Annotated in this window: 20 protein-coding genes; 15 read left to right on the forward strand and 5 right to left on the reverse strand. The window is 64.2% G+C overall.

Annotated elements, in window-relative coordinates:
- Positions 1 to 5: 5 nt before the first annotated feature.
- From fliN to LB541_RS04975, 4 genes are read left to right on the forward strand one after another with little or no spacing between them, the layout of a single operon-like run.
- Positions 6 to 392, forward strand: coding sequence for a flagellar motor switch protein FliN (fliN, locus tag LB541_RS04960; protein WP_140496205.1), 387 nt, complete (start codon positions 6 to 8; stop codon positions 390 to 392).
- A 43-nt stretch (positions 393 to 435) separates the two neighbouring features.
- Positions 436 to 1,449, forward strand: a complete 1,014-nt coding sequence (locus LB541_RS04965; protein WP_140513630.1) for a flagellar motor switch protein FliG — start codon at positions 436 to 438, stop codon at positions 1,447 to 1,449.
- A gap of 9 nt (positions 1,450 to 1,458) precedes the next feature.
- The gene (gene flhB / locus LB541_RS04970) at positions 1,459 to 2,541 is read left to right on the forward strand and encodes a flagellar biosynthesis protein FlhB (protein ID WP_140496203.1); all 1,083 of its coding nucleotides are present in this window, start codon (positions 1,459 to 1,461) and stop codon (positions 2,539 to 2,541) included.
- Complete coding sequence (locus LB541_RS04975; protein WP_140496202.1) at positions 2,538 to 2,972, forward strand: hypothetical protein; 435 nt, start codon at positions 2,538 to 2,540, stop codon at positions 2,970 to 2,972. Before flhB ends, LB541_RS04975 begins: the two co-directional genes overlap by 4 nt.
- On the opposite strand, the gene LB541_RS04980 is transcribed toward LB541_RS04975, so the two are convergent.
- From LB541_RS04980 to LB541_RS04995, 4 genes are all read right to left on the reverse strand, one after another.
- On the reverse strand, positions 2,973 to 3,743 hold the full coding sequence (locus LB541_RS04980) for a helix-turn-helix transcriptional regulator (RefSeq protein WP_140513628.1): 771 nt from the start codon (positions 3,741 to 3,743) through the stop codon (positions 2,973 to 2,975). It lies immediately after the preceding gene.
- Positions 3,740 to 4,450 carry a helix-turn-helix transcriptional regulator gene (locus LB541_RS04985; protein ID WP_140496200.1) on the reverse strand — a complete coding sequence of 237 codons (711 nt, stop codon included), beginning with the start codon at positions 4,448 to 4,450 and terminating at the stop codon, positions 3,740 to 3,742. The genes LB541_RS04980 and LB541_RS04985 overlap by 4 nt, the downstream gene beginning before the upstream one ends.
- A gap of 488 nt (positions 4,451 to 4,938) precedes the next feature.
- On the reverse strand, positions 4,939 to 5,970 hold the full coding sequence (locus LB541_RS04990; protein WP_224618005.1) for a histone deacetylase family protein: 1,032 nt from the start codon (positions 5,968 to 5,970) through the stop codon (positions 4,939 to 4,941).
- 22 nt (positions 5,971 to 5,992) lie between these two features.
- The gene (locus LB541_RS04995; RefSeq protein ID WP_140560339.1) at positions 5,993 to 6,646 is read right to left on the reverse strand and encodes a TetR/AcrR family transcriptional regulator; all 654 of its coding nucleotides are present in this window, start codon (positions 6,644 to 6,646) and stop codon (positions 5,993 to 5,995) included.
- Between the two features lie 246 nt (positions 6,647 to 6,892).
- Here LB541_RS04995 and LB541_RS05000 point away from each other — a divergent pair, with 246 nt between their 5' ends.
- The 8 genes from LB541_RS05000 to LB541_RS05035 all read left to right on the forward strand — a co-directional run bounded on the left by LB541_RS05000 (position 6,893) and on the right by LB541_RS05035 (position 17,505).
- On the forward strand, positions 6,893 to 8,572 hold the full coding sequence (locus LB541_RS05000) for an amidohydrolase (protein WP_140671465.1): 1,680 nt from the start codon (positions 6,893 to 6,895) through the stop codon (positions 8,570 to 8,572).
- A 153-nt stretch (positions 8,573 to 8,725) separates the two neighbouring features.
- A complete protein-coding gene (locus LB541_RS05005) occupies positions 8,726 to 9,820 on the forward strand; it encodes an ABC transporter ATP-binding protein (protein ID WP_224618007.1) in 1,095 nt (364 codons plus the stop codon).
- Positions 9,820 to 10,740: an ABC transporter permease gene (locus tag LB541_RS05010; RefSeq protein ID WP_140522306.1), complete on the forward strand. Its 921-nt coding sequence runs from the start codon at positions 9,820 to 9,822 to the stop codon at positions 10,738 to 10,740. Before LB541_RS05005 ends, LB541_RS05010 begins: the two co-directional genes overlap by 1 nt.
- A complete protein-coding gene (locus LB541_RS05015; protein WP_140513623.1) occupies positions 10,733 to 11,533 on the forward strand; it encodes an ABC transporter permease in 801 nt (266 codons plus the stop codon). The genes LB541_RS05010 and LB541_RS05015 overlap by 8 nt, the downstream gene beginning before the upstream one ends.
- A gap of 22 nt (positions 11,534 to 11,555) precedes the next feature.
- The gene (locus LB541_RS05020; protein ID WP_140671467.1) at positions 11,556 to 12,590 is read left to right on the forward strand and encodes an extracellular solute-binding protein; all 1,035 of its coding nucleotides are present in this window, start codon (positions 11,556 to 11,558) and stop codon (positions 12,588 to 12,590) included.
- 63 nt (positions 12,591 to 12,653) lie between these two features.
- Positions 12,654 to 13,850: a serine hydrolase domain-containing protein gene (locus LB541_RS05025; protein WP_140650980.1), complete on the forward strand. Its 1,197-nt coding sequence runs from the start codon at positions 12,654 to 12,656 to the stop codon at positions 13,848 to 13,850.
- A 33-nt stretch (positions 13,851 to 13,883) separates the two neighbouring features.
- On the forward strand, positions 13,884 to 15,062 hold the full coding sequence (locus tag LB541_RS05030; protein ID WP_140566272.1) for a serine hydrolase domain-containing protein: 1,179 nt from the start codon (positions 13,884 to 13,886) through the stop codon (positions 15,060 to 15,062).
- A 121-nt stretch (positions 15,063 to 15,183) separates the two neighbouring features.
- Positions 15,184 to 17,505, forward strand: coding sequence for a Tex family protein (locus LB541_RS05035; RefSeq protein ID WP_140650987.1), 2,322 nt, complete (start codon positions 15,184 to 15,186; stop codon positions 17,503 to 17,505).
- On the opposite strand, the gene LB541_RS05040 is transcribed toward LB541_RS05035, so the two are convergent.
- Positions 17,506 to 18,417: a LysR family transcriptional regulator gene (locus LB541_RS05040; protein ID WP_140496190.1), complete on the reverse strand. Its 912-nt coding sequence runs from the start codon at positions 18,415 to 18,417 to the stop codon at positions 17,506 to 17,508.
- Between the two features lie 104 nt (positions 18,418 to 18,521).
- Here LB541_RS05040 and LB541_RS05045 point away from each other — a divergent pair, with 104 nt between their 5' ends.
- The 3 genes from LB541_RS05045 to LB541_RS05055 all read left to right on the forward strand — a co-directional run bounded on the left by LB541_RS05045 (position 18,522) and on the right by LB541_RS05055 (position 25,600).
- The gene (locus tag LB541_RS05045) at positions 18,522 to 19,718 is read left to right on the forward strand and encodes an acyl-CoA dehydrogenase (protein WP_140496189.1); all 1,197 of its coding nucleotides are present in this window, start codon (positions 18,522 to 18,524) and stop codon (positions 19,716 to 19,718) included.
- Positions 19,719 to 19,822: 104 nt separating this feature from the next.
- Complete coding sequence (locus tag LB541_RS05050) at positions 19,823 to 23,182, forward strand: DUF2126 domain-containing protein (RefSeq protein ID WP_224618009.1); 3,360 nt, start codon at positions 19,823 to 19,825, stop codon at positions 23,180 to 23,182.
- Positions 23,183 to 23,188: 6 nt separating this feature from the next.
- Positions 23,189 to 25,600: a circularly permuted type 2 ATP-grasp protein gene (locus LB541_RS05055; RefSeq protein ID WP_140522302.1), complete on the forward strand. Its 2,412-nt coding sequence runs from the start codon at positions 23,189 to 23,191 to the stop codon at positions 25,598 to 25,600.
- Positions 25,601 to 25,608: the final 8 nt, after the last annotated feature.

Raw genomic sequence — 25,608 nt, forward strand, 5'->3', positions numbered from 1 at the left:
GATGCATGGCCAAGACCAAGGCAGAAGCCGAAATCGACCAGCCGGACGAGCAGCTCGACCGCGCCATCGAGGAATTGCGCGGGGTTCTGCATGAAGAGGAACAGCGCCCCGATATTGCGTTCAAGGCCGCGTCCGCTGCCAATTCGAGCGTCATCATGAACATCCCAGTCGACGTCCAGATCATCCTCGGCAGCACCGAGATGCCGGTGTCCGACCTGATGGCGCTGCAGAAGGGCTCCACGGTGGCGCTCAACCGCCGCATCGGCGAACCGGTCGACGTGGTGGTCAACGGCCGCAGAATAGCGCGCGGCGAGATCACCGTGCTCGAAAGCGACCCGTCGCGCTTCGGCATCAGGCTGACCGAAATCATCGCCGGCACGAAGGGCGCGTGAAGATGCGTCGCGGGTCTTGCCGGCGGCAGCGGGAGCGAAAGGCATGACAACGTCCCTTTCCCTGACGCGTCCGCAGAAGGCGGCCGCCATACTGGTGGCGATGGGCAAGCCGTCGGCCAGCCGCCTCTTGAAATTCTTCAAGCAGGAAGAATTGAAGGCGCTCATCGAGGGCGCCCGGCTGCTCAGGACCATTCCGCAAGGCGATCTCGAGCGCATCGTCGCCGAGTTCGAGGCGGAGTTCACCGAAGGGGCGGGACTGCTCGATTCCGCCGACAGGATGGACACCATCCTCAATGAATCGCTGTCACCCGAAGAGATGAGCGCGATCATGGGTGACAAGAAATTCGAGGTTGCGCCGGAAGGTCCGCCGCCGATCTGGCCCGAGCTCGAGAAGCTCGAGCCGGTGCGGCTTGGTACTTTCCTGGCCGGTGAACATCCGCAGACTGCGGCCATGGTGCTGTCGAAGCTGGCGCCGCAGGCGGCGGCGAGCGTGCTGTTGACGTTGAGCAAGCCGACGCGCGGCGAGATCATCAAGCGCATGGTGACGATGGCCAATGTTCCCGACGCCGCCAGCAGGATCGTCGAAAATCGGCTGCGCACCAGCGTGCTGGCGGAAACCGCGACCAAGGATACATCGGCCGGACAGGCGCGCGTCGCCAGCGTTCTCAACGAATTGGACAAGCCGCTGCTCGAGGAGGTCATGCAGGACCTGGAGGCCGCCGGCACGCCCGATCTCGACGGCGTCCGGGCTCGGCTGTTCTCCTTCGACGATTTGCCGCTGCTTACCCAGAAAGCGCGCGTGCTTCTATTCGACGGGCTGTCGACCGAACTGGTCACGCTGGCGCTGCGCGGCACTTCGGCGATCCTTGCCGAAGCGGCGCTGTCGGCGATCGGCGCACGCTCGCGGCGCATGATCGAAGCCGAACTCGGACAAGGATCCGAAGGGGTTCCCCTCGCCGACATCATGGCGGCGCGCAAGACGATCGTGACGACGACAATCCGGCTGGCGCGCGAAGGCGCGTTCGAGCTTCCCGCGACCCAGAACGCCGCCGCCTAAGGCCGGATCATGGCAGAGGCGGTCGACAAGGATTCCAAAACCGAAGAAGCGACGGAAAAGAAGATCCGCGACACCATCGAACAGGGCAAGCTGCCCCATTCGAGGGAGACCGCGCTGCTGGCCTCCTTCGTCGCCATACTGGTGTTCACCGTCTTCTACGCCAAGGATGCCATTGTCGATCTCGGCATGTTCCTGTCGATGTTCCTGGAGAAGCCGGAAGCCTGGCCGATGGACACCGAGACCGACGTCATCGCGCTCTACAAGATCGTCATGCTGGAGGTGGGCCGTGCCATCCTCAGCCTGCTGGTGCTCCTGACCATCGCCGGCGTCGGTGCCTCGGTGTTCCAGAACATGCCGCAATTCGTCGGCGAACGCATCAGGCCGCAGCTGTCGCGCATCTCGATCGTCAAGGGCTGGAACAGGCTGTTCGGGGTGCAGGGCTGGGTCGAGTTCCTGAAGGCGCTCGGCAAGGTGGGCTTCGCCATCGTCGTGCTCGCCTTCACGCTGTCCGAGGATCACCGCAAGCTGCTCGCCGGCATGATCACCAATCCCGTCGCCTTCGGCCTCGTCATCCGCGGCATCGCGGTCGACATACTGGTGGCGATCGTCTTCGTCATGGGCCTGATCGCGGCGATCGACATCGTCTGGTCGCGCTTCCACTGGAAGCAGGACCTGCGCATGAGCAAGCAGGAGGTCAAGGACGAGTTCAAGCAGTCCGAGGGTGACCCGATCGTTAAGTCGCGGCTGCGCTCGCTGGCGCGCGACCGCGCTCGCAAGCGGATGATGACGGCGGTGCCGCGCGCGACGTTGATCATCGCCAACCCGACGCACTTCTCGATCGCGCTTAAATATGTGCGCGACGAGGATTCGGCACCGCTGGTGCTGGCCAAGGGGCAGGATCTGGTGGCGCTCAAGATCCGCGAAATCGCGCGCGAGCACAACATCCCGATCTTCGAGGACGTGGCGCTCGCCCGCTCCATGTACAAGCAAGTTTCGGTCGATAGTGTGATCCCGTCGCAATTCTACCAGGCCGTCGCCGAACTGGTGCGGATCGTCTACTCGAAAAAGGCTGAGCGCAGACAGATTTCATGAACCGCCAACCGCACGCCAATTCCCGCGAGATCATCGTCGCCAGCGCCATCGAGCAAGTCGTGGCGGAGCTCAGGCTGATCGATGTCGCCGATTATATCGCCTTCATCCGGCTGGAGCATTTCGCCTGCCTGTCGGACCTGGTCGATTCCGCGGCGGAACTGTTCTTCAAGCCGGGCACGCTGAGGCTCGGCCATGGCGGCGAGGCGCATGTCGACTGGAGCGGCAGCCCGCGCATCGTGCTCGATCTCGAGCTTCGGCCGCCCGGCGTCACGGTCTATTTCCAGCTGACGCTGAGCGAAAAAGGCGCCTCGGTCGCGGTCAACTACGTGTCGTTCGAAAAGCCCGGCGAGGACCCCGAGCACAACACCGCCCTGCTCGAGGCGGTGGTCGAACAGGCGCGTATCCGCAAGGTCGAGCCGCTGGCGTTCTAACTATTCGATCAGGCCGAGCCGCAGCGCCTTGGCGACCGCCTGGTTGCGGTTGACGGCGTTGAGCTTCTGGGTCGACTGGGTGAGATACTGGTTGGCGGTATGCACCGACAGTTTCAGCAGCCGCGCTATCTCCTCGCTGGTATTGCCGTTGGCGGTCAGCTTCAGGCATTCGAGCTCGCGCTTGGAGATCGCGCGCGTCTTGCCGACATCGCCCGGACGCATGCGGGCGACAGCGGCGAACAGCGAAAAGCAACGGGCGTGGATTTCATAGAGCGCGTCCTGCGGCAGGGCGATCTCCGAGCCGAGGAAGACGACGAGGCCGCACTGGCCGCGATCGGCGTGGACGGGAAAGGCGATGCCGCTGCTGCCGGGCGCCAGCGGCGCCATCTGCTCGGTCCAGGCAAGGCCGCCGAACATCTCGCTCATGGCCGCCACACCGTCATCCGTCCACCAGCGCGGTTCGGTCGAGATCCTGCTATGGCGCACGATCTCCTCGCCATTGGCGCCCGAGATGAACTTGGTCGCCACCGATATGCCGGGATAGTCGGAATCGAAGCACGGCACCAGCCGCGCCCGCTCGAGCGACGGGCTGACGAAGAACAGGCCGAAGGCCGAGGCATTGATGTCGACGGCGATCCAACGGCAGCGCCGCACAGCATCGGGAATGGTCACGGCGTGATGCGTTTCGGAGCCGAGCGAGAAGGCACCGAACGGATTGCGCTGGTCGTTGAAAAGGGCCTCGGCGGCCTGCTTGACGTCGGCCTGTTTCAAATGATGCCGCTCCTGATCGCCGTGGCGATGGCCATCGCGCGGTTGCTGGCCGCGAATTTCTGGATGGCGTGGGTGATGTAGCTGTTGACGGTGTTGGAGGACACGCCAAGGATGACGGCAACCTCGTCCGTGGTCTTGCCTTCCGAGACCCAGAACAGGCATTCGCGCTCGCGGTCCGACAGCGGATCCTGCATGGCGGCGGCGGCGATCAGTTGCGGAATATGCGAGAGCGCGTAGCAGCACTTCAGCTGCGCCTTCATCAGCGCTGGCTGGTCGATCCGGCCGGCGGCTGCCGCCGAGAACAGCGCGAACAGGCGTTGGCGGCCGACATTCAGCCTGAGCGAATAGATCTCGGCGTGGCCGAGCACGTCGAGCAGACGTGCCTCTTCGCCGGAGACCAGCCCCTCGGCCTGTGGTGCCTGCGCCGACACCAGCGGCCTTGGACGCATGCCCGGCGCAACGGTGAGCGCGCCCTGGGCAAGGCCAGCGATCAGCCGCTTGCCGATCAGTTCGATGGCGTCGAAAATCCAATTGGACGAGACGATGCGCGCGTCGTTGCGGTCCTGATCGTGGACGATGGCGACCAGCATATAGCTGTCGGCACCGATCTCGGCGGTCAACTCCATGAAAAAGCTGGTGAGATCGCCGCGCGACGTCAGGCGCGAGCCCAATGTGTCGGATTGAAGAAGCGCGGCGGGACTGCTCATTTGCTGTTTTTGGCCGGAATCGATGCTGATGTCCGGATGCTGGAGAGCCAGCCGCCGAACCGGAAAACGCGTTACATTTACGAGACACACACAAGCGCGGGGTCGCGCCCGATCAGACGGAATCCATTCAGGGAACGCGAAGCCGTCCGCGTCTGGCGCCGGAATATTCCGGCACGTGAGACTTTGGGTGGTCGCCGCGCCCCCCGAGGACCGGCTGATTCGGGTCTAATCTACCCGTAGATGAATCTGACATCAAACGCGATTTGACAAAATCGAATCGAGTGGACTCAAGCCGCGACTCAGGCGCCGATTTTCGCGCGTTTCGGTGCGTGGAAATACCCGAGCCATGCAAGCCGGTCATCTCGGCCGGGCTGTTTCGGTCGCGCAAGCCAAGGTCCGAGAGGATGTCGCTGGAGGATGTCAAAGAGCGGCTGACGCCGCCCTTTTTCGTGTTTCCCTGAAAGCTGCCGCGCTGTGGGCAGCCGGTTTCACCGGTCCTCGAAGCCGGTCAGGACGCCGACGGCATTGATGCCGATTTCCTCGACGGCGTAGCCGCCTTCCATGACGAACAGCGTCGGCAGGCCGAGCCTGGCGATGCGGCGGCCGATCATGGGATAGTCCGACGACTTGAGCTTGAACTGGCTGATCGGATCCTTCTCGAACGTGTCGACGCCGAGCGAGACGATGACGACGTCTGGCGCGTAGGCGGCGAGCCTGGCGCAGGCGTCTTCCAGCGAGGCGCTCCAGGCGTCCCAGCCGGTGCCGAACGGCATGGGATAGTTGATGTTGAAACCTTCGCCCGCGCCGGCGCCACGCTCGTCGGCATGGCCGAGGAAGAACGGATATTCGACCATCGGGTCGCCGTGCAAATTGAGGACCTGCACGTCGGCGCGGTCGTAGAAGATCTCCTGTGTGCCGTTGCCGTGATGATAGTCGACATCGAGGATCGAGATGCGGCCGGCCCCCTGGTCGCGGAACCATTGCGCGGCAACGGCCGCGTTGTTGATGTAGCAATAGCCGCCCATGAAGCCGGCTCCGGCATGGTGGCCGGGCGGACGGCAGAGCGCGAAGGCGGAGGCTTCGCCGGCCTTGACCAGGCCGGCTGCCGTCAGCGCGACGTCGTAGGACGATTTGATCGCGGCCCATGTGCCTTCGACGAAGGTGGCGCCGCCATCGAAGGAATAATAGCCAAGCAGGGCGTCGATGCGCTTCGGCGGCACGTCGCCGCGCAGGCCGCGTGTCGGCCAAGTGAAGGGCATGGCTGTGCCTGTGTGGCCCTCGGCGATCCATTGCGGCCAGACCGTCGGCAGGAAGTCGACGTAGTCGGCCCTGTGGATGCGCTTGGCGGCGGCAAGATCATGCTCGGCCGGCGCGATGATCGCTCCGAGTTTCTCGCTCTCGACCCGCGCCTTGATGAACTCGGCGCGCGAGGGTTTTTCGAAACCCGGCACGATCGCCGATGTGACCAGTTCCATCTGGCCGGCGTGGCCGGCGTGAAGCGGCGAATAGACAGTCTTCATGAAATTCCTCTCGAATGCGAAATCAGTCAAGGTTGAGATAGGGGGTCACCAGAGCGAGCCACATGGTTTCGACATCGTCCTCGATGAGGTCGTATGTCCGGCGATCCCTTTTCAGGCCGACAAGACGGCAGGCGTGCCCGACCTCCATCATCAGCAGGCCGAGCCGGCTGGCGACCTTGTCTTCGAGAGCCGGGTTCACGTGCCGCAGCCATGCCGCATAGAGGGCGATGATCTGGTCGTCATATTCGTTCTGGATCGGCCTCAGGTCGGCGTTGCCTGAAATCGCCTCGATCACCGGCATCAGGCTGGCATTGTCGAGATAAAGCCTGGAGGTGTCCGTGAAAAGCCTGCGTACCTCCCGCCGAAACTCCTCCCGGTTGGTGGGCGGGTCGACCCTGATGCGCCTCGCGATCACTTCGGGAAAGGATGACAGCCAGCGCCGGGCGAGGTCCAGGAGAATGGCTTCCTTGTTGGGGAAGTACTGGTAGACCGAACCAACCGACAGGCCCGCGCGCTGCGCTATGGCGAGCGTGGTCGGCGTCCTTGTGCCTTGCTCGCGGGTCAGGATCAGCGCCGCGTCGAGGATCCGGTCCACCACCTTGCTCGACCGTTGTTGGCGCGGCTGCTTGCGCGGTTCGAGCGCTATCCTGGTTTTGCGATCGAGACTGCGCTTCACGGCTTGACGTCCTCGTTCCCCGCCCAGTCCCAACATCGGCGCAGAGTGTTGTCCACAATACATTGCAAATTCCGCATGTTGACAAACGCGAATGATTAGTCGCATTCTTTTATCCACGCTGCCTTGGGGATAACAAGGGGAATTTCGAAGACAGCGCGCCGGCATCATCTTTCCCCATCGCCCCTCCCGCGGAGCGGCAGCTCGTGGGCAGTGGTTGTCGGTCTCAGTCAAAAGCGCGGAGTCGCGATGTCTGTCACGGGTGCGGGTCACAAGGCGGATCTGATCGTCATCAATGGTCGTGTGTTGACCATGGACGATGACAATCCGACCGCCGAAGCCGTTGCCGTCAAGGATGGCGCCATCGTCGCTCTCGGCAGCCACGCCTCCATCGAAGAGTTCAAGGGGCCGGCCACCAGGGTCATCGACGCCAGGGGCGGTTCGGTGATCCCGGGTTTCATCGAAGCCCACATGCATCTGTTTTCAGGCGCGGCCGAGCTTGCCCATCTCCAGTTGTCGGGCGTCCACGGTTTCGAGGCGCTGCAAAAGGCGATCCGCGACTACGCGTCGACGCACCCCGATGCCAAGATGCTGGTCGGACAGGGCGTCGACTACACCGTGCTCGACGACGAGCGAGTGACGCGCCATCATCTCGATGCGATCCTGCCGGACCGGCCCTTCGTCATGGCCGCGCCCGACCACCATACGATGTGGGCCAACACCAAGGCGCTGGACTTGGCTGGCATCCTGAATGGGCGCACGCTTGGCCCCGGCAATGAGATCGTCATGGGCGACGACGGTCTGGCCAATGGCGAACTGCGCGAGGGCGAGGCTTTCGGCCCGGTGCTCGATCTTGCCGGCGAGGGCCGGGTGCGGCTCGGGCTGGCGACGGGCGGCGAGCCAGACCCGATGCCATCGGCGGAAGAACGCGCCGCCGACCGCGACATCATGCGGCGCGGGCTCGCCTGGTGCGCGCGCCACGGCATCACCTCGATCCAGAACATGGACGGCAATCTCTACCAGCTCGAATTGCTGGCCGAGATCGAGGCCGAGGAGGGTCTGTCCTGCCGGGTGCAGATACCCTTCCACTACAAGAATTTCATGACGCTCGACATGCTCGACAAGGCCTCGGCGATGGCCGAGCGCTACAATGGCGAGTGGCTGTCGTCAGGCATGGTCAAGGTGTTCTACGACGGCGTGCTCGATTCCTGGACGGCCGTCATGATCGAGCCCTATGCCGACCGTCCCGACTGGGTGGGTGAACCACTGTTCACGCCCCAGCAATTCATCGATCTCGCCGTCGCCGTCGACAGGCGCGGCCTGCAGATCGCCGTGCATTCGATCGGCGACGGCGCGGTGCGCGCCGTCCTCGACGGCTACGAGGCGGCGCAAAAGGCCAATGGCAGGCGCGACAGCCGGCATCGTGTCGAACATATAGAGGTCATCGGCGCATCTGATGTGCCGCGTTTCGCCGAACTCGGCGCCATCGCTTCGATGCAGCCGCCGCATCCGCCCGGCGCCATGGATTTTCCGCTGGAGCCGACTGTGTCGCGCATCGGGCCGGCGCGCTGGCCGCTGAGCTATGCCTGGCGCACCCTGAAGAATGCCGGCGCGCATGTCGTGTTCGCGTCGGACTGGCCGGTGTCGCCGATCGATCCGATCCTGGGCATCCAGGCGGCAGTGATGCGCAAACCATGGGCATCAAGCGATCCGGACCAGAGCTTCTCGCTGCGTGAATCGCTTGCCGCCTACACGGTCGAGGGCGCCTATGCCGAATTCGCCGAGCACCGCAAGGGCACGCTGAAGCCGGGCTATATGGCCGATCTGGTGGTTTTGTCGGCCGACATCGAAAAGACTATGCCGGCCGACCTGCACAAGGTGCGCCCGGTAACAACGATCTGCGGCGGCAAAGTCACCTACCAGGCCTGAGATGGCATGCGGCTTGCCTGCTGAAATGGCGGACTGAAATGACCGACTGAACTGTGATTCAATGCCGGACTTGCCAACCCACCGGCCATGTGGTCACATCCAATAGGGGAAAAGCTCCGCCAGCAAGAGCGGGGTCAACAGTGAGGCGTAATCGTGCCGGACAAACCGGATCGGAATGCGATTGAAGTAGTTAACGTCAGCAAAATTTTCGGATCGGGTGAGGGGCAGGTCGCTGCCCTCGACACAGTCTCGATATCCATCCGCGAAAACGAATTCTTCACACTGCTGGGACCATCCGGCTGCGGCAAGACCACCTTGCTGCGGCTGATCGCCGGCTTCGACTTTCCAACCGCCGGCGAAATCCTGCTTTACGGCCAGGACATCGCGCCATTGCCGCCCTTCAAGCGGCCGGTCAACACCGTCTTCCAGTCCTATGCGCTGTTCCCTCACATGACGGTGGCAGACAATATCGGCTTCGGCCTGGAGATGCTGGGCAAGCCCAAGGCGCAGATCAAGGCGCGCGTTGCCGAGATGCTGAAGCTGGTCAAGATGGAGGCGCTGGCGGGCCGGCGCACCGGCCAGATTTCCGGCGGCCAGCAGCAGCGCGTGGCGCTGGCCCGGGCGCTCGCGCCGCAACCGAAGGTGCTGCTGCTCGACGAACCGCTCTCCGCCCTCGACTACAAGCTGCGCAAGGAGATGCAAATCGAGTTGAAGCGGCTGCAGCACGAGACCGGCATAACCTTCATCTTCGTCACCCATGACCAGGAAGAAGCGCTGACGATGTCGGACCGCATCGCGGTGATGTCGTCGGGCAAGATCCTGCAAGTCGGCTCGCCGTGGGATATCTACGACAAGCCTGCCGAACGCTTCGTCGCCGACTTCATCGGCGAGACCAATTTTCTCACCGCGGCCATATCAGGCACCGGCAACGGCAAGGCGCGCGCGACGCTCAAATCCGGCACAACCATCGAGGCGACCGTTGCCGAAGGCTTCCAGCCGAAGGACAACGCCACCGTGGTGGTGAGGCCGGAGCATGCCAAGCTGACCAGGAGCAAGGGCGACCTGGCGGGCACGGTCGACAACATCGTCTATTTCGGCACCGACACGCATATCCATGTCCAGCTCGACAGCGGCGAAGCCTTCACCGTGCGCCAGCAGAACACGCGCAGCGCCGGCTGCGGTTTCGAGCGCGGCGACAAGGTCGGCATCCTGATCGGCAACGACGCCGCGCAAGTGCTGAGGGACTGATGGCCACCGCCGAAGAAGTCGCCAAGGCAGCGGAGCGGCGCGACGTCCGCGCCCGCTGGTTGCTGTCAGCGCCGGCGCTGCTGGTCATTCTGCTCGCCGCGACCGGCCCGTTGCTAATCGTGCTCGTCTATTCGTTCCTGACGCCCGGCGCCTATGGCGACGTGAAGTGGCAATTTTCGCCGGAAGCCTGGGTGTCGGTGTTCATGGAACGCGACATTTTCGACGACACGCTGTCGCTGGCGGCCGCCCACGTCACCATCTTCCTGCGCTCGATCAAGCTCGCGGTGGTGACGACGCTGGCGACTTTGGCGCTCGGCTTCCCGACCGCCTATTTCATGGCGACGCGCAGTGAAAAGACCAGGGATCTCTGGCTGTTCCTGATCACCATCCCGTTCTGGACTAACCTTCTGATCCGCACTTTCGCTGTTCTGCAGATCATCCGCAACGAAGGCATCGTCAATACCATCCTTCTGAAGCTCGGCATCGTCTCGGCGCCGGTGCAGATCCTCTACACCGACACGGCGATCCTGATCGGCATGGCCTATGTCTACCTGCCGCTGATGGTGCTGCCGATCTATGCCAGCATGGAAAAACTCGATTTCCGGCTGGTCGAGGCCGGCTACGATCTCTACGCGACACGCTTCAAGGTGCTGCGCAAGATCATTTTCCCGCTGGTCAAACCCGGCGTCATCGCCGGCTCCATCCTGGTCTTCATTCCGGCCCTCGGCGCCTATGTGACGCCGAGCGTGCTTGGCGGCGGCAAGAACATGATGCTGTCCAACCTGATCGAATTGCAGTTCGGACAGGGCCGCAACTGGCCACTCGGTTCGGCGTTGTCGATCACGGTCATGATCATCGTCATGGTGGCGCTGCTTGCCTATGTGCGCAATGCCGGCAAGTCGGGGGTGCGGCATGGCTAGCAACTTCTCCATCAAGCACCAGCCCGGATTCACCGCGATCGCGGCGACCTGTTTCGTCGTGCTTTATCTGCCGATCGTCGTGCTGGTGATCTATGCCTTCAACGCGGCGACCTCGACTTCCGAATGGGGCGGTTTTTCGCTGAAATGGTTCCAGTCGGCATATCAGAACACGCAGGTCATCGACGCGACGCTGCGCTCGTTCCAGATCGGCGCCACCGCGGCGGTGCTGTCGACCATCTTCGCCACCATGGCGGCGCTCGCCACCACGCGCACCGCGCCCTATCCCGGCCTCACCTTCAAATACGCAGCGATCAACCAGCCGCTGATGGTGCCCGAGATCGTCACCGGCGTGGCGCTGCTGATCTTCTTCTCGCGCATCAAGATCTTCACCGGCTATTCGGGCCTCGGTTACCTGATCGCCGCGCATACGGCGTTCTGCATTCCTTTCGCCTATTTGCCGATCAGGGCGCGGCTGGAGAATATGGACCTGACTCTGGAACGCGCCGCCGCCGACCTCTACGCGACGCCGTGGAAGACCTTCCGCCGCATCACGCTGCCGCTTTTGTGGCCCGGCATCCTTGCCGGACTGATGCTGGCCTTCGTCATCTCGCTGGATGACGTCGTCATCACCGAATTCGTCAAGTCGGGCGGCCAGGACACGCTGCCCACCTATATGCTCGGCCAGATCCGCCGCGGCATCACACCCGAGATCAACGCGATATCGACCGCCTTCCTGCTGCTTTCGGTTGCGATCGTCACGTTGTTTTTCTTCGTCAGCAGGAAACGAGACTGAACCTGAAATGGGAGCTGGAACGATGAACTGGAAGACAACAACGGCCACCTTGGGGTTGGCGTTGCTCGCTTCGACGGGCCTTGCGCGCGCCGACGGCGTGCTCAACATCTACAATTGGGGCAACTACACCAGCCCCGACGTAATCAAGAAGTTCGAGCAGAAATACAACGTCAAGGTGACCATCACCGACTACGATTCCAACGACACGGCGCTCGCCAAGGTTCGCCAGGGCGGCACCGGCTTCGACATAGCGGTGCCCTCGCAGACCTACGTGCCGATCTGGATAAAGGAAGGCCTCGTCCAGGAGACCGATCCGGGCAAGATGGAGAACGCGAAGAACATCGCGCCCGAATGGGCCAATCCTGAATTCGATCCTGGCCGCAAATATTCCGTGCCATGGGCCTGGGGCACGATCGGCGTGGTCGTCAACACCGACGCCTACAAGGGTCCTGCCGACACCTGGGGCATCGTGTTCAACACGCCCGACGAGTTGAAGGGCAAGGTCAATGTCGTTCCAGAGATGAACGACGTCATCTTCGCGGCAGTCAAATATGTCGGCGGCGAGCAATGCACCGACGACAAGGCGGTGCTGAAGAAGGTGCGCGACCTTCTGGTCGCGGCCAAGCCGAACTGGATCGCCATGGAATACAATACCATCGAGAAGATGGGCGCCGGCGACTTCAAGGCGACCAGCGACTGGAACGGCTCGGCGCTGCGCCAGCGCCTGGCCAACCCGGCTATCCACTACAACTATCCGAAAGAAGGCTTTGGCCTGTGGAGCGACAATGTCGTCGTCCTGAAGGAAGCCAAGAATGTCGAGAACGCCAAGTTGTTCCAGAACTTCATCATGGATCCGGAAAACGCGGCCGGCCTCTCGGCCTTCCACCGCTACGCCAATGCCATCACCGGCTCGGAGAAGTATATGCCGGCCGACATGAAGGATGCGCCGGAAGTGGTCATTCCGGCCGACGCCAAGCCGCATGGCGAATTCCAGAAGATGTGCGCTCCCGAAACCCAGGAGATCTACACCAAGATCTGGACCGAACTGCAGAAGTGATCGCTGCGTGATCGACCCGGTGGCACATGCCGCCGGGTCTTTCCGTTTCCGGGAATGGCTTTCATGGACTCCTATCGCAACAGCGATCCGCGGCCGCCGATCATGCAGGGCTCGCCGCCCGCCATGGTGCCACCAAGGCTCGACTGGGACAGGCCGCCCTGGAACCGCTGGGCTTTCCAGCACATCAGGGAAATTCTGCCGACCGTCGAAGTCTGGCGCGGCAATGGCCACCGTCACCGCCTCGAACGCGCAGAGGTCGATCTCGACGGGCTGCCGGTCGAGGGCAGCGATGGCAAGGCCTCGACGCTCGCGGGCCTGCTGGACGAGACCTATACGGATGGCTTCCTGGTGCTCAAGGACGGCAAGATAGCCTTTGAGCGCTACTTCAACGGCATGGACGAGCGCACGCTGCATCTGTCGCAGTCGATGGCCAAGTCGGTCACCGGCTCGGTGTTCGGCATACTGGCCGGGCGCGGGCTGGTCGATCCGGCGAGGCCGGTGACGGACTACCTGCCGGAATTGAAGGCAACCGGGTGGGCCGGCGCCAGAGTCCAGCACGTGCTCGACATGACGACGGGCGTGTGTTTCTCGGAGGAATATAACGACCGTTATTCCGACATAGGCCAGGTCGATGTCGCCACCGGCTGGAAGCCGGTGCCGCCGGGCAGCGACCCGGACTTTCGCTGGCCCGCGCACATGTTCGAGCTGATCCTGGGCTTGACGGAGACGGTCCGGCCACATGGGGCGGCATTCGAGTACCGCTCGGTCGAAACCGATGTGCTCGCGTTCATCCTGGAGCGGGTGACCGGCAAGCGGCTGGCGCAACTGGTCTCGGAAGAACTCTGGCAAAAGCTCGGCGCCGATGAAAGCGCCTGCTTCACCGTCGACAGCGCCGGCTACGCGCTGGCCGATGGCGGCTTCAACGCGACGCTGCGCGATTATGCCCGCTTCGGCCAGCTGATCCTCGATAATGGCGGCGGCATCGTGCCGGCCGATTGGATCGAGGCGACGCGCAGCGGCAGCCACGGGCCGGGCTTTAGTCCGAGCCTGCCAGAGGGCAGCTATCGCAACCAGTTCTGGATCGAGAATCCACATTCGCGGGCGCTGATGTGCCGGGGCGTGTTCGGGCAGATGATCCACATCGACTGGAATACGCGGATGGTCGTGGTCAAGCTTTCGAGCTGGCCGGATTTCAGCAACGTCGCCTATTCCATGGCGACGCTGAAGGCCGTGCATGCCATCGCCGCCGCGCTGAGCTGAACCCCCACAAGACACGACCTGGAAGGAAATGCCATGACCGGCAAGACCGCGTTCGAGACCCGTTACGGCTTCCGCCGCAACCAGGTGCTGCTCGCCAACTGGCGGGAAAATCCGTTCAACCGATGGTCATTCCAGAACGTCGGCGAGCTGGTGCCGAGCGCGCGTGTCGCCGCCCTGCCGGTCAACGAGGCGCCGGCCGAGGATTTCGGCGGATTGCTCGACGAAAAGATCGCGGTGGCGAGCACGCCGGAAACCGTCGCGGCTTTTCTCAGCCGCTCGCACACGGATGCGCTGACCGTCATGAGAGGCGGCAGGATCGTCGGCGACTGGTTTGCGCCGCATATGGATTTCGGCGCCCGCCACATCATCTTTTCGATCAGCAAGTCGGTGACCGCGATCATGGCCGGCATATTGGAAGGCGAGGGCGTGTTCGATCCGGAAGCCCCGGTGACGGCCTACATACCGGAAGCCGGCGATTCGGCCTATGGCGAGGCTACCGTGCGGCATGTGCTCGATATGAGTGTCAGCCTCGATTTCGAGGAGGCCTACCTCGATCCCGAAAGCGCCTTTGCTCGTTACCGTCGCGCCACCTTGTGGAACCCGGGCGGCGGCACGGAAAGCCTGCGTGAATTCCTCCTGACACTGCAGCGGCTCGCCGAGCCGCATGGCCAGACCTTCCGCTACCGGTCCCCCAATTCCGACCTGCTTGGCCTGCTGCTCGAACGGGCGTCCGGCCAGCGCTTCGCCGACCTGATGCGCGAGAAACTGTGGCTGCCGCTGGGTGCTGCCGGCGAAGCTTCGGTGGCGGTCGACATGGAGGGCACGGCGCGCACTGCCGGCGGCATCTCGGTGACGCCGCGCGATCTGGCGCGCGTCGGCGAGATGATGCGGCAAGGGGGCACTGCGAATGGCCGCCGCATCGTGCCCGAGGCCTGGGTGCGCGACACCACGGTAACCGGCGGCAGTTCTGAAGCCTGGCAGCGTGGCGCCATGCTGCCGCTGTTTCCCAAGGGCCGCTACCGCAACAAATGGTACCAGACAGGACATGAGAACGGGGCCTATTGCGGCATCGGGATCCATGGCCAGTGGCTCTATGTCGACCCCCGGACGGAAGTGGTGATCGCCAAGATGTCATCGCAGCCCGAGCCGGTCGACGATCCGCTCGATCTCGAGATCGTCGCATTCTTCGAAGCGCTGAGCCGGATGGTCTGAGCGGCCGCAACATTAGGGCGCGCTTTCCTGTGGACCTCTGTCGCCGGTGAAACCGCGAAGGTTGGCGGGCAGGATAACTGCGCCTATGGTCGCCGCTCTTTTCGAGAAGAGCAGGAACGGCATGGCATCCGACATCAAGCGCATCGCAGCCATTATCGCGACCGAGATCACAGCGCGGCCCGAACAGGCCGCCGCTGCCATCGGGCTGCTCGACGAAGGCGCGACCGTGCCGTTCGTGGCGCGCTACCGCAAGGAGGTGACGGGCGGGCTCGACGACACGCAATTGCGCCTGCTGTCGGAGCGTCTTGCCTATCTGCGTGAGCTCGACGCGCGGCGTGACACCATCCTTGGCTCGATCCGGGAGCAAGGCAAGCTGACCGACGAGCTTGAATCCAAGCTCGCCTCCGCCGTCACCAAGGCCGAGCTCGAAGACATCTACCTGCCCTACAAGCCCAAGCGCCGCACCAGGGCGGAGATCGCCCGGGAGCGTGGGCTGGGGCCGCTGGCGGAAGCCATCCTGGCCGACCGCTCGCTGGTGCCGGCGGAACTCGCACTGGCCTATCTGACCGAGGACGTGGCCGACGCCAAGGCGGCACTTGAGGGTGCGCGCGACATAGTGTCGGAGCAGTTCGCCGAGAATGCCGACCTGGTCGGCAAGCTGCGAAGCTACATGAAGGAACGCGCCTTCATGCGCGCCAGGGTGGTCGACGGCAAGCAGGAGGCGGGTGCGAAATTCTCCGATTATTTCGACCATGTCGAGCGCTGGGCCACCGTGCCGAGCCACCGCGCGCTGGCGATGCTGCGCGGCCGCAACGAGGAGGTGCTGTCGCTCGACATCGAGGTCGATGCCGACGACTCTTCGCCGGTGAAGCCGGTAGAGCGGATGATCGCCAATGCCTACGCCATCGGCGGCAGCCTGCCGGGCGATCGCTGGCTGATGGAGGTCGCAGGCTGGACCTGGCGCATAAAACTATCCCTGCACCTGACGCTCGATCTGATGCGCGACCTGCGCGAACGGGCCGAGGAAGAGGCGATCCACGTCTTCGCCCGCAATTTGAAGGATCTGCTGCTCGCCGCCCCCGCCGGATCGCGGCCGACGATGGGGCTCGACCCTGGCATCCGCACCGGCGTCAAGGTCGCGGTGGTCGACGGCACCGGCAAGCTGGTGGCGACGACAACGGTCTATCCGTTCCCACCCAGGAACGATGTGCGTGGCACGCAGGCGGAGCTCGCCAAGCTCGTTCGCCTGCACAAGGTCGAGCTGATCTCGATCGGCAATGGCACCGGCAGCCGCGAAACCGAGAAGCTGGTGGCCGACATGCTGTCCGACATGCCTTCCGACGGCGGGCCGAAGCCGCTCAAGGTGATCGTCAGCGAGGCCGGCGCTTCGGTCTATTCGGCTTCGGCGACGGCGGCGGCGGAATTCCCCGGTCTCGACGTATCATTGCGCGGTGCGGTGTCGATCGCGCGCCGCTTGCAGGATCCGCTGGCCGAACTGGTCAAGATCGAGCCGAAATCGATCGGCGTCGGCCAGTATCAGCACGATGTCGACCAGTACCGGCTTGGCCGCTCGCTGGAGGCGGTGGTCGAGGACGCCGTCAACGCGGTTGGCGTCGATCTCAACACGGCTTCGGCGCCGCTTCTGGCGCGGGTTTCAGGGCTCGGGGCGTCGCTCGCAGACGCCATCGTCGCGCATCGCGATGCCACCGGCCCGTTCGCCAGCCGCAAGGATTTGCTCAAGGTCTCCCGCCTCGGGCCGCGTGCGTTCGAGCAATGCGCCGGCTTCCTGCGCATCCCGAACGGCTCCGAGCCGCTCGACGCCTCGGCCGTGCATCCGGAAGCCTACGGCGTTGCCAAAAAGATCGTCGCCGCCTGCGGGCGCGATGTGCGTTCGCTGATGGGCGACAGTGCGGCGCTGAAGGCGCTCGATCCGCGCGTTTTCGTCGACGAGCGGTTCGGCCTGCCGACGGTGCGCGACATTTTGACCGAACTGGAAAAGCCCGGCCGCGATCCGCGCCCCGGCTTCAAGACGGCAACCTTCGCCGATGGCATCGATGACATCAAGGATCTGAAGCCCGGCATGCTGCTGGAAGGCACCGTCACCAATGTCGCCGCCTTCGGCGCCTTCGTCGACATCGGCGTCCACCAGGACGGGCTGGTGCACGTTTCGCAACTGGCCGACCGTTTCATCAAGGACGCGCATGAGGTGGTCAAGGCCGGCGACGTGGTCAAGGTGCGGGTCGTCGACGTCGACATCAAGCGCAAGCGAATCGCGCTTTCCATGCGCAGGGATGGTGGCGAGGGCAGCGCATCGCGCGGCCCGCGAGACAATGGCGGCGGCAGGCCGGCGCCACGCTCGCCCGCGCCGCAGCGCCAGCCGGAGCGACCGGCGCAGCAAGGTGCGTTCGGCGCGGCGTTGGCGGATGCGTTGAAGCGGAAGTAGCTACCACGCCAGAACAGCCGGGTCCTTTTCAACCTGGCTCGTCAGCCAATCTCGAAAACTCGCGACCGGCGGATGGCCGCGCTTGTCGTGCGGGACGACTAGATAATAGGCGCTGCGGCTGTGCATAGGCTGGCCGGGCGCGGGCACCAGCTGGCCGCGCTGCAACTCGCCTGAGATGAGGATTTGCGGCAGCAGAGCCACGCCCAGACCCGCCATGCAGGCCTGGGCGGCGGTGCCGAACTGTTCGAACTGCATACCCGGTCCGGTCGGCGCGCTCAGGCCCTGATGCTCAAACCATTCTGTCCAGGCGCCAGGCCGCGTCGCCATGTGCAGCAGCGGCAGACGGCCGATGTCGGCCGGCGTGGCGATGGAGCGCTCGGCGAGAAATTCGGGCGACACCACCGGGGCCACCACCTCCCGCACCAGCAGCGTCGAGTCTGCCTCGGGCCAGTCCGGCAGGCCATAATGGATGGCGGCGTCCAGCCGCTCTCTGGCGAAGTCGAAGCGGCCGACGCGGGTGACGAAGTTGATGGTGATGTCGGGATTGTTGTCGACGAAGTCTGGGATCATCGGCATCAGCCAGCGCGTGCCGAAGGTCGGCAGGATTGCGAGGTTCAGGATGCCGCTATGCCGATTACTCATCAATCCAAGCGCTGCGTCGCGCAATTGGCCAAGTGCCGAACGGACCACTTCGGCGTAGGTTTCGCCCGCCGCCGACAGCCGGACATTGCGGCTGTCGCGCTCGAACAGCCGGCGGCCAAACTGGTCCTCGATCAGCCTGATCTGCCGACTGACGGCGCCCTGGGTTAAATCCAGCTCCTGGGCTGCAGCGGTGAAACTGCCAAGCCGGGCCACCGCTTCGAAGGCGGCAAGCGCGTTGATGTTAGGCAAAAGACGACGTTGGACGCTCATGATCTATTCCTAACGCTCATTGATCGGTGAAGCAATTTCGTTTGATTTTTTCAGGCCGTGGGCCGATAAGCCGGGCTTCACCCGTTTTTAAGGATCGAGACGCCATGGCCGCCGACAAGAATGCATTCGTCTGGGAAGACCCGTTCCTGATCGAGGACCAGCTTTCGGAAGACGAGCGCATGGTGCGGGACGGAGCGGCGGCCTTCGCCGCCGACAAGCTCGCGCCGCGCATCGAGGAGGCCTATCTCAACGAAACCTTCGACACGGCGATTTTTCGCGAGATGGGCGAGGCCGGCCTGCTCGGCATCAACATTCCGGAAGAATTCGGCGGCCTCGGCGCCAACTATGTCACCTACGGCCTGGTCGCCCGCGAAGTGGAGCGCGTCGATTCCGGCTATCGTTCGATGATGTCGGTGCAGTCGTCGCTGGTGATGTATCCCATTTATGCCTATGGCTCGGACGAACAGCGCAGGAAGTATCTACCCAAGCTCGCCAGCGGCGAGTGGATAGGCTGTTTCGGCCTGACCGAACCGGATGCCGGCTCCGACCCCGGCGGCATGAAGACGCGCGCCGAGAAGACCGCCAATGGTTACAAGCTTACCGGCTCCAAGATGTGGATCTCCAATGCGCCCGTCGCCGACGTGTTCGTCGTCTGGGCGAAGCTGAAGGGCGAGAACGGCAAGGATGAGATCCGTGGCTTCGTCCTGGAAAAGGGCATGAAGGGGCTTTCGGCGCCGAAGATCGGCGGCAAGCTGTCGCTGCGGGCGTCGATCACCGGCGAGGTGGTTATGGAAGGCGTCGAGGTCGGCGAGGATGCTCTGCTGCCCAACGTGTCGGGGCTGAAGGGGCCGTTCGGCTGCCTCAACCGGGCTCGCTACGGCATTTCCTGGGGCTCGATGGGCGCGGCCGAAGATTGCTGGCATCGCGCGCGCCAGTATGGCCTCGACCGCAAGCAGTTCGGCAAGCCGCTGGCCAGCACGCAACTCTACCAGAAGAAGCTCGCCGACATGCAGACCGAGATCGCGCTCGGGCTGCAGGCCTCGTTGCGCGTCGGGCGGCTGCTCGACGAAGGCAAGATGGCGCCGGAGATGATCTCGATCGTCAAGCGCAACAATTGCGGCAAGGCGCTCGACATCGCCCGCCAGGCGCGCGACATGCATGGCGGCAACGGCATCCAGATCGGCTATCACGTGATGCGCCATGCGCAGAATCTGGAGACGGTCAACACCTATGAGGGCACGCATGACGTGCACGCGCTGATCCTGGGACGGGCGCAGACGGGGATCCAAGCGTTTTTCTGAGGTTCGGTAGCCGTTTAAGTTAGGTGCAGCGCAACATCCGCTTGGAGAATGACGGCCAGATGTGTCAGGGTTCGGCCAGCTAAACGCCGATCTTCCGGGGCTCCATGGCAATTCTGGCCGCCGTCTATCACCTGACCCATTACAAATACGACCGGCCGGTGGTTCTTGGTCCCCAGGTGATCAGGCTCCAGCCGGCGCCACATTCGCGCACCAAAGTGCTCAGCCATTCGTTGAAGGTCGAGCCGGCGAACCACTTCGTCAATCTCCAGCAGGACCCCTACGGCAATTTCCTCGCCCGTTTCGTCTTTCCCGACCCGGTGAGCGAACTCAAGATCGAGGTCGACCTCGTCGCCGACATGACGGTCTACAACCCGTTCGATTTCTTCGTCGAGGAGACGGCGGAAAATTTCCCGTTCGAGTATCCGGAAGAGACACGCAACGACCTCGCCATCTATCGCACACCGGAACCGGCAGGCCCGCTGCTGTCGGCGTTCCTGAAAACCATCGATACCAGCCCGAAAAACACGGTCAATTTTCTCGTCGACCTCAATGCCCGGCTGCAGCGCGAAATCGCCTATATCGTGCGTATGGAGACCGGCGTGTTCTCGCCGGAGGAAACGCTGGCGGCCGCCAAAGGGTCGTGCCGCGATTCGAGCTGGCTGCTGGTGCAGATCCTGCGCAATCTAGGCATCGCCGCGCGCTTTGTCTCGGGCTATCTGATCCAGCTCAAGCCCGACCTCGTCACGCTCGATGGGCCGGCCGGTACATCAGTGGATTTCACTGACCTGCACGCCTGGTGCGAGGTCTATCTTCCCGGCGCTGGCTGGATCGGTTTCGACCCGACTTCGGGCCTGCTTACCGGCGAGAGCCATGTACCGCTTGCCGCCACCCCGCATTTTCGCAATGCAGCGCCCATTTCCGGCATGGCGAGCTTTGCCAATGTCGAGTTCGGCTTCGACATGCGGGTCGACCGCATCGCGGAGCATCCGCGCATCACCAAGCCGTTCTCGGATGAAAGCTGGCATGCGCTTGATGCGCTCGGCAACAAGGTCGATGCGGCGCTGGCGGACGGGGATGTACGGCTGACCATGGGCGGCGAGCCGACCTTCGTGTCGATCGACGATTTCGAGTCCGCCGAGTGGAACACCGCCGCCGTCGGCCCGACAAAACGCGAAAAGGCCGATGCGCTGATCCGGAGGCTGCGCGAGCGCTTCGCGCCTGGCGGCTTCCTCCATTATGGCCAAGGCAAATGGTACCCCGGCGAAAGCTTACCGCGCTGGACCTTTTCGCTCTACTGGCGCACCGACGGCCAGCCGGTGTGGAGCGACCCGTCGCTGATCGCGCGGGAGAAAAGCGAAGCCGATATCGGTCCGAAGCAGGCCGAGAGCCTGCTGACCGCGATCGCCGACGAGCTCGGCATCGAAACGTCCATGGTCAGCGAAGCCTATGAGGATCCGGCCGAGTGGCTGCTCAAGGAAGGCAAGCTGCCGGAGAATGTCGATCCGTCCAATTCGAAGCTGGAGGATCCCGAAGAGCGCAGCCGCATGGCGACGGTGTTCGAACGCGGGCTGACCAAGCCGTCGGGCTATGTGCTGCCGGTGCAGCGCTGGAACAGCCAGGCGTCGGGCCAGCGCTGGCGCTCGGAAAAATGGACGACGCGGCGCGGGCGGCTGTTCCTGGTGCCGGGCGATTCACCGGTCGGCTACCGCCTGCCGCTCGGCACGCTGCCTCACGTGCCGCCGGAGCAGTTTCCCTATATCGTTCCGGTCGATCCTTCGCAGCCGCGCGGTGCGCTGCCCGTGCGGGAGGCGATCTTGCCCATGGCGGCTCCGGCCGAACCTCAGGGCGCCGATGAAATGGCACGCCGCCAGCAGGCGGCATCGTTCACGGCCGCGACCGCCCAGCAGGACCGGGTCGAGCAGGAGATCACCGAGATCGGCGGCGCGGTGCGTACCGCGCTTTCGGTCGAGCCGCGCGAGGGACGGCTCTGCGTGTTCATGCCGCCGGTCGAGGCGCTGGAGGATTATCTTGAGTTGGTGGCGGCAGCCGAGAACGCGGCCAAGGCGATCAGGTTGCCAGTGCATATCGAGGGCTACGGCCCGCCGCATGATCCGCGCCTCAACGTCATCCGCGTCGCGCCGGACCCTGGCGTCATCGAGGTCAACATCCACCCGGCTGCCAACTGGCAGGACTGCGTGGCGACGACCACGGCGATCTACGAGGAGGCGCGGCAAACGCGGCTTGGCGCGGATAAATTCATGATCGACGGCCGCCACACCGGCACCGGCGGCGGCAACCATGTTGTGGTCGGCGGCGCGACGCCCAATGACAGCCCGTTTCTGCGCCGCCCCGATCTTTTGAAGAGCCTGGTGCTGCAATGGCAGCGGCATCCCTCGCTGTCTTATCTCTTCTCCGGCCTGTTCATCGGCCCGACCAGCCAGGCGCCGCGCTTCGACGAGGCGCGCCACGATTCGCTCTACGAGCTTGAAATCGCCATGGCGCAGGTGCCGCGTCCGGACCAGGGCAACGTGCCTTTGCCATGGCTGGTCGACCGGCTGTTCCGCAACCTTTTGACCGACGTCACCGGGAATACGCATCGCTCGGAAATCTGCATCGACAAGCTGTTTTCGCCTGATGGACCGACCGGACGGCTGGGCCTGGTGGAATTCCGCGGCTTCGAGATGCCGCCCAATGCGCGCATGAGCCTGGCGCAGCAACTGCTGGTCAGGGCGATCATCGCTCGCGCCTGGAAGAACCCGCTCGACGGCCGTTTCGTGCGCTGGGGCACGTCGCTGCACGACCGCTTCATGCTGCCGCATCATGTCTGGGCGGATTTTCTCGACGTTCTCGACGACCTCAAGCTCAACGGTTTCACGTTCCGCCCCGAATGGTTCGACGCGCAGCTCGAGTTCCGCTTTCCCTTCTGCGGCGAGGTCCAATATGCGGGCGTCAAGCTGGAACTGCGGCAGGCCCTGGAGCCGTGGCATGTCATGGGCGAGCAGGGGGCCATCGGCGGCACCGTGCGCTTCGTCGATTCCTCGGTCGAAAGGTTGCAGGTCAAGACCGAAGGGCTCAATCCGGAGCGCCATGCCGTCGTCTGCAACGGCCGCATCGTGCCGATGAAGGTTACCGACAACAGGGAAGTCGCGGTGGCGGGCGTGCGCTTCAAGGCGTGGCAACCCGCTTCGGGCCTGCATCCGGCACTGCCGATCAATACGCCGCTGGTGTTCGATATCTACGACCGTTGGTCGGGTCGGGCGATTGGCGGCTGCGTCTATCATGTCGCGCATCCGGGCGGGCGCAGCTACGACACTTTTCCGGTCAACGGCAATGAGGCGGAAGCGCGCCGGCTCGCCCGCTTCGAGGCGCGCGGCCACACGCCGTCGACCTATGTGCTGCGCGAAGAACAACCCACGGAAGATTTCCCGGTGACGCTTGACCTTCGGCGTCCGCCAAGACTCTGATCTGACATGGCAAAGGGGAATCACAAGCGGGTACGAGGCAAGGCGCAGATCCATCGCCTGCTGGAGCACTACCAGCCGATCGACGGCGTCGTCGACGAGATGGTCGACGCGTCGGGCAATCCCCGTCCGGCCTGGAAGCATTTCATCGAGGCGCTCGATGATCTCGGCGCCGAAGAACTCGCCCAGCGTTTTGCGCGTGCCGACCAGTATCTGCGCGACGCCGGCGTCTATTACCGCGTCTATGACAAGGCCGGCGCCAACGAGCGCGAATGGCCGCTGGCGCATGTTCCGGTGCTCATCGAGGACGCCGAGTGGGCAGCGATCAGCGCCGGCCTGGTGCAGCGCGCCGAGCTGTTCGAGGAGATCATCGCCGATATATACGGGCCGAACCGGCTGGTCGAGAAGGGCATCCTGCCGGCCGGACTGATCGCGGCGAGCCCCGAATATTTGCGGCCCGTGGTTGGCACTCGTCCGGCCGACGGCCATTTCCTGCATTTCTGCGCCTTCGAACTCGGCCGCGGGCCGGACGGCCGCTGGTGGGTGTTGGGCGACCGTACTCAGGCACCATCCGGCGCCGGTTTCGCTCTGGAGAACCGCGTCGCCACGACCCGCGCGCTGTCGGACATCTATGGCGAGATGCATGTGCATCGCCTCGCCGGCTTCTTCCGGCGCTTTCGCGATGCGCTGATCGGCATGGCCAGGGAAGCTGACGGCCGCGTCGCCATATTGACGCCTGGGCCGCTCAACGAAACCTATTACGAACACGCCTATATCGCCCGCTATCTCGGCATCATGCTGCTCGAAGGCGAGGACCTGACCGTTTCCGGGGGCAGGCTGATGGTGCGCACCGTTTCCGGGCTGATGCCGATCAGCGTGCTGTGGCGACGGCTGGACGCGGCGTTCGCCGATCCGTTGGAACTGCGCTCGGAGTCGCAAATCGGTACGCCGGGCCTGGTCGAGGCGATCCGGCAAGGCAGCGTCTCCACCGTCAATGCGCTCGGCTCGGGCCTGATGGAAACGCGCGCGCTGCTTGCCTTCCTGCCCAAGATCGCGCGCGAATTGCGGGGCGAGGAACTCGAGCTGCCCACCGTCGCGACATGGTGGTGCGGTCAGGCATCCGACCGAGCGCATGTGCTCGCCAATATCGACCGCATGGTGATCGGGCCGGCGCTGTCGACGAGGCTGGCCTTCGAGGACGACGACCAGACTAGGCTTGGCTCCGCGCTGTCGGCCGGGGAGCGGGCGGACCTGGTGGCGCGCATCGAACGCGACGGCGACGCTTTCGTCGGCCAGGAAGCGGTGACGCTTTCGACGACGCCCGTCTATGTCGGCGGCTGGCTGGAGCCGCGGCCGGCAAGCCTGCGTGTCTACCTGGCGCGCACGCCCGAGGGCTGGACGGTGATGCCGGGCGGGTTCGCCCGCGTCGGCCTGTCGCTCGATCCGACCGCGATCGCCATGCAGCGCGGCGGCCAGGCGGCCGATGTCTGGGTGGTCAGCGACCGGCCGGTGGAGCGCGAGACGCTGCTGCCACAAGAGGGCGACAGCTTCAGCCGCACCAGGCCGGGCAGCCTGCCCAGCCGCGCAGCGGAAAACCTGACCTGGCTCGGCCGCTACATCGAACGCTCGGAAGACACGGTGCGCATCCTGCGCGCCTATCATGTGCGGCTCGCCGAAACTTCCGATCCGGATATGCCGCTGCTGGCCGACATCAGGGATCATCTCGAACCGTTCGGCATCGATGTCGAAACAGCGATCCCATCGGGGCTGATCGGTACGCTGGACAGCGCGGTCTACAGCGCCGGCCAGATCCGCGACCGTTTCTCGCCGGACGGCTGGCTGGCGCTCAAGGACTTGTCGAAGACCATCCATCAGTTCGCGACGACGGTGGCGCCGGGGGATGACGCGACGCGGGCGATGACCGTCATCCTGCGCAAGCTCGCCGGTTTTTCCGGCCTGCTGCACGAGAACATGTACCGCTTCGCGGGCTGGCGGTTCCTGGAGATCGGCCGGCGGCTGGAACGCGGCATACAGATCGCCAGCACGCTCGCCCGGCTGACCAGCGACAAGGCGCCGGACGGCGCGCTCGACATGATGCTGGAGATCGGCGACAGCGTCATGACGCACCGGCGGCAGTACCCTGTGCAAGCCGGCCGCCGCACGGTGATCGACCTTCTGGCGCTCGATCCGCTCAATCCGCGTTCCATCCTGTTCCAGCTCGAACGGCTGAAGGCCGAGATCGGGCTGCTGCCGGCGATCGGCGGCGAGGGGCACATGTCGCCTGCGGCCAAGGAAATCCTGCAGCTCAACACAGCCATCGCCATCAAGGAGCCAGCGGACATGACTGTGAAGGCGCTGAACGATCTCGCCGGCGAGATAGGCGGGCTCTACAGCAGCCTCGCCAAGGCCTATTTCGGTTAAGGCGGCGC

The sequence above is a fragment of the Mesorhizobium sp. BR1-1-15 genome, from assembly GCF_020165475.1.
Taxonomy (GTDB): Bacteria; Pseudomonadota; Alphaproteobacteria; order Rhizobiales; family Rhizobiaceae; genus Mesorhizobium.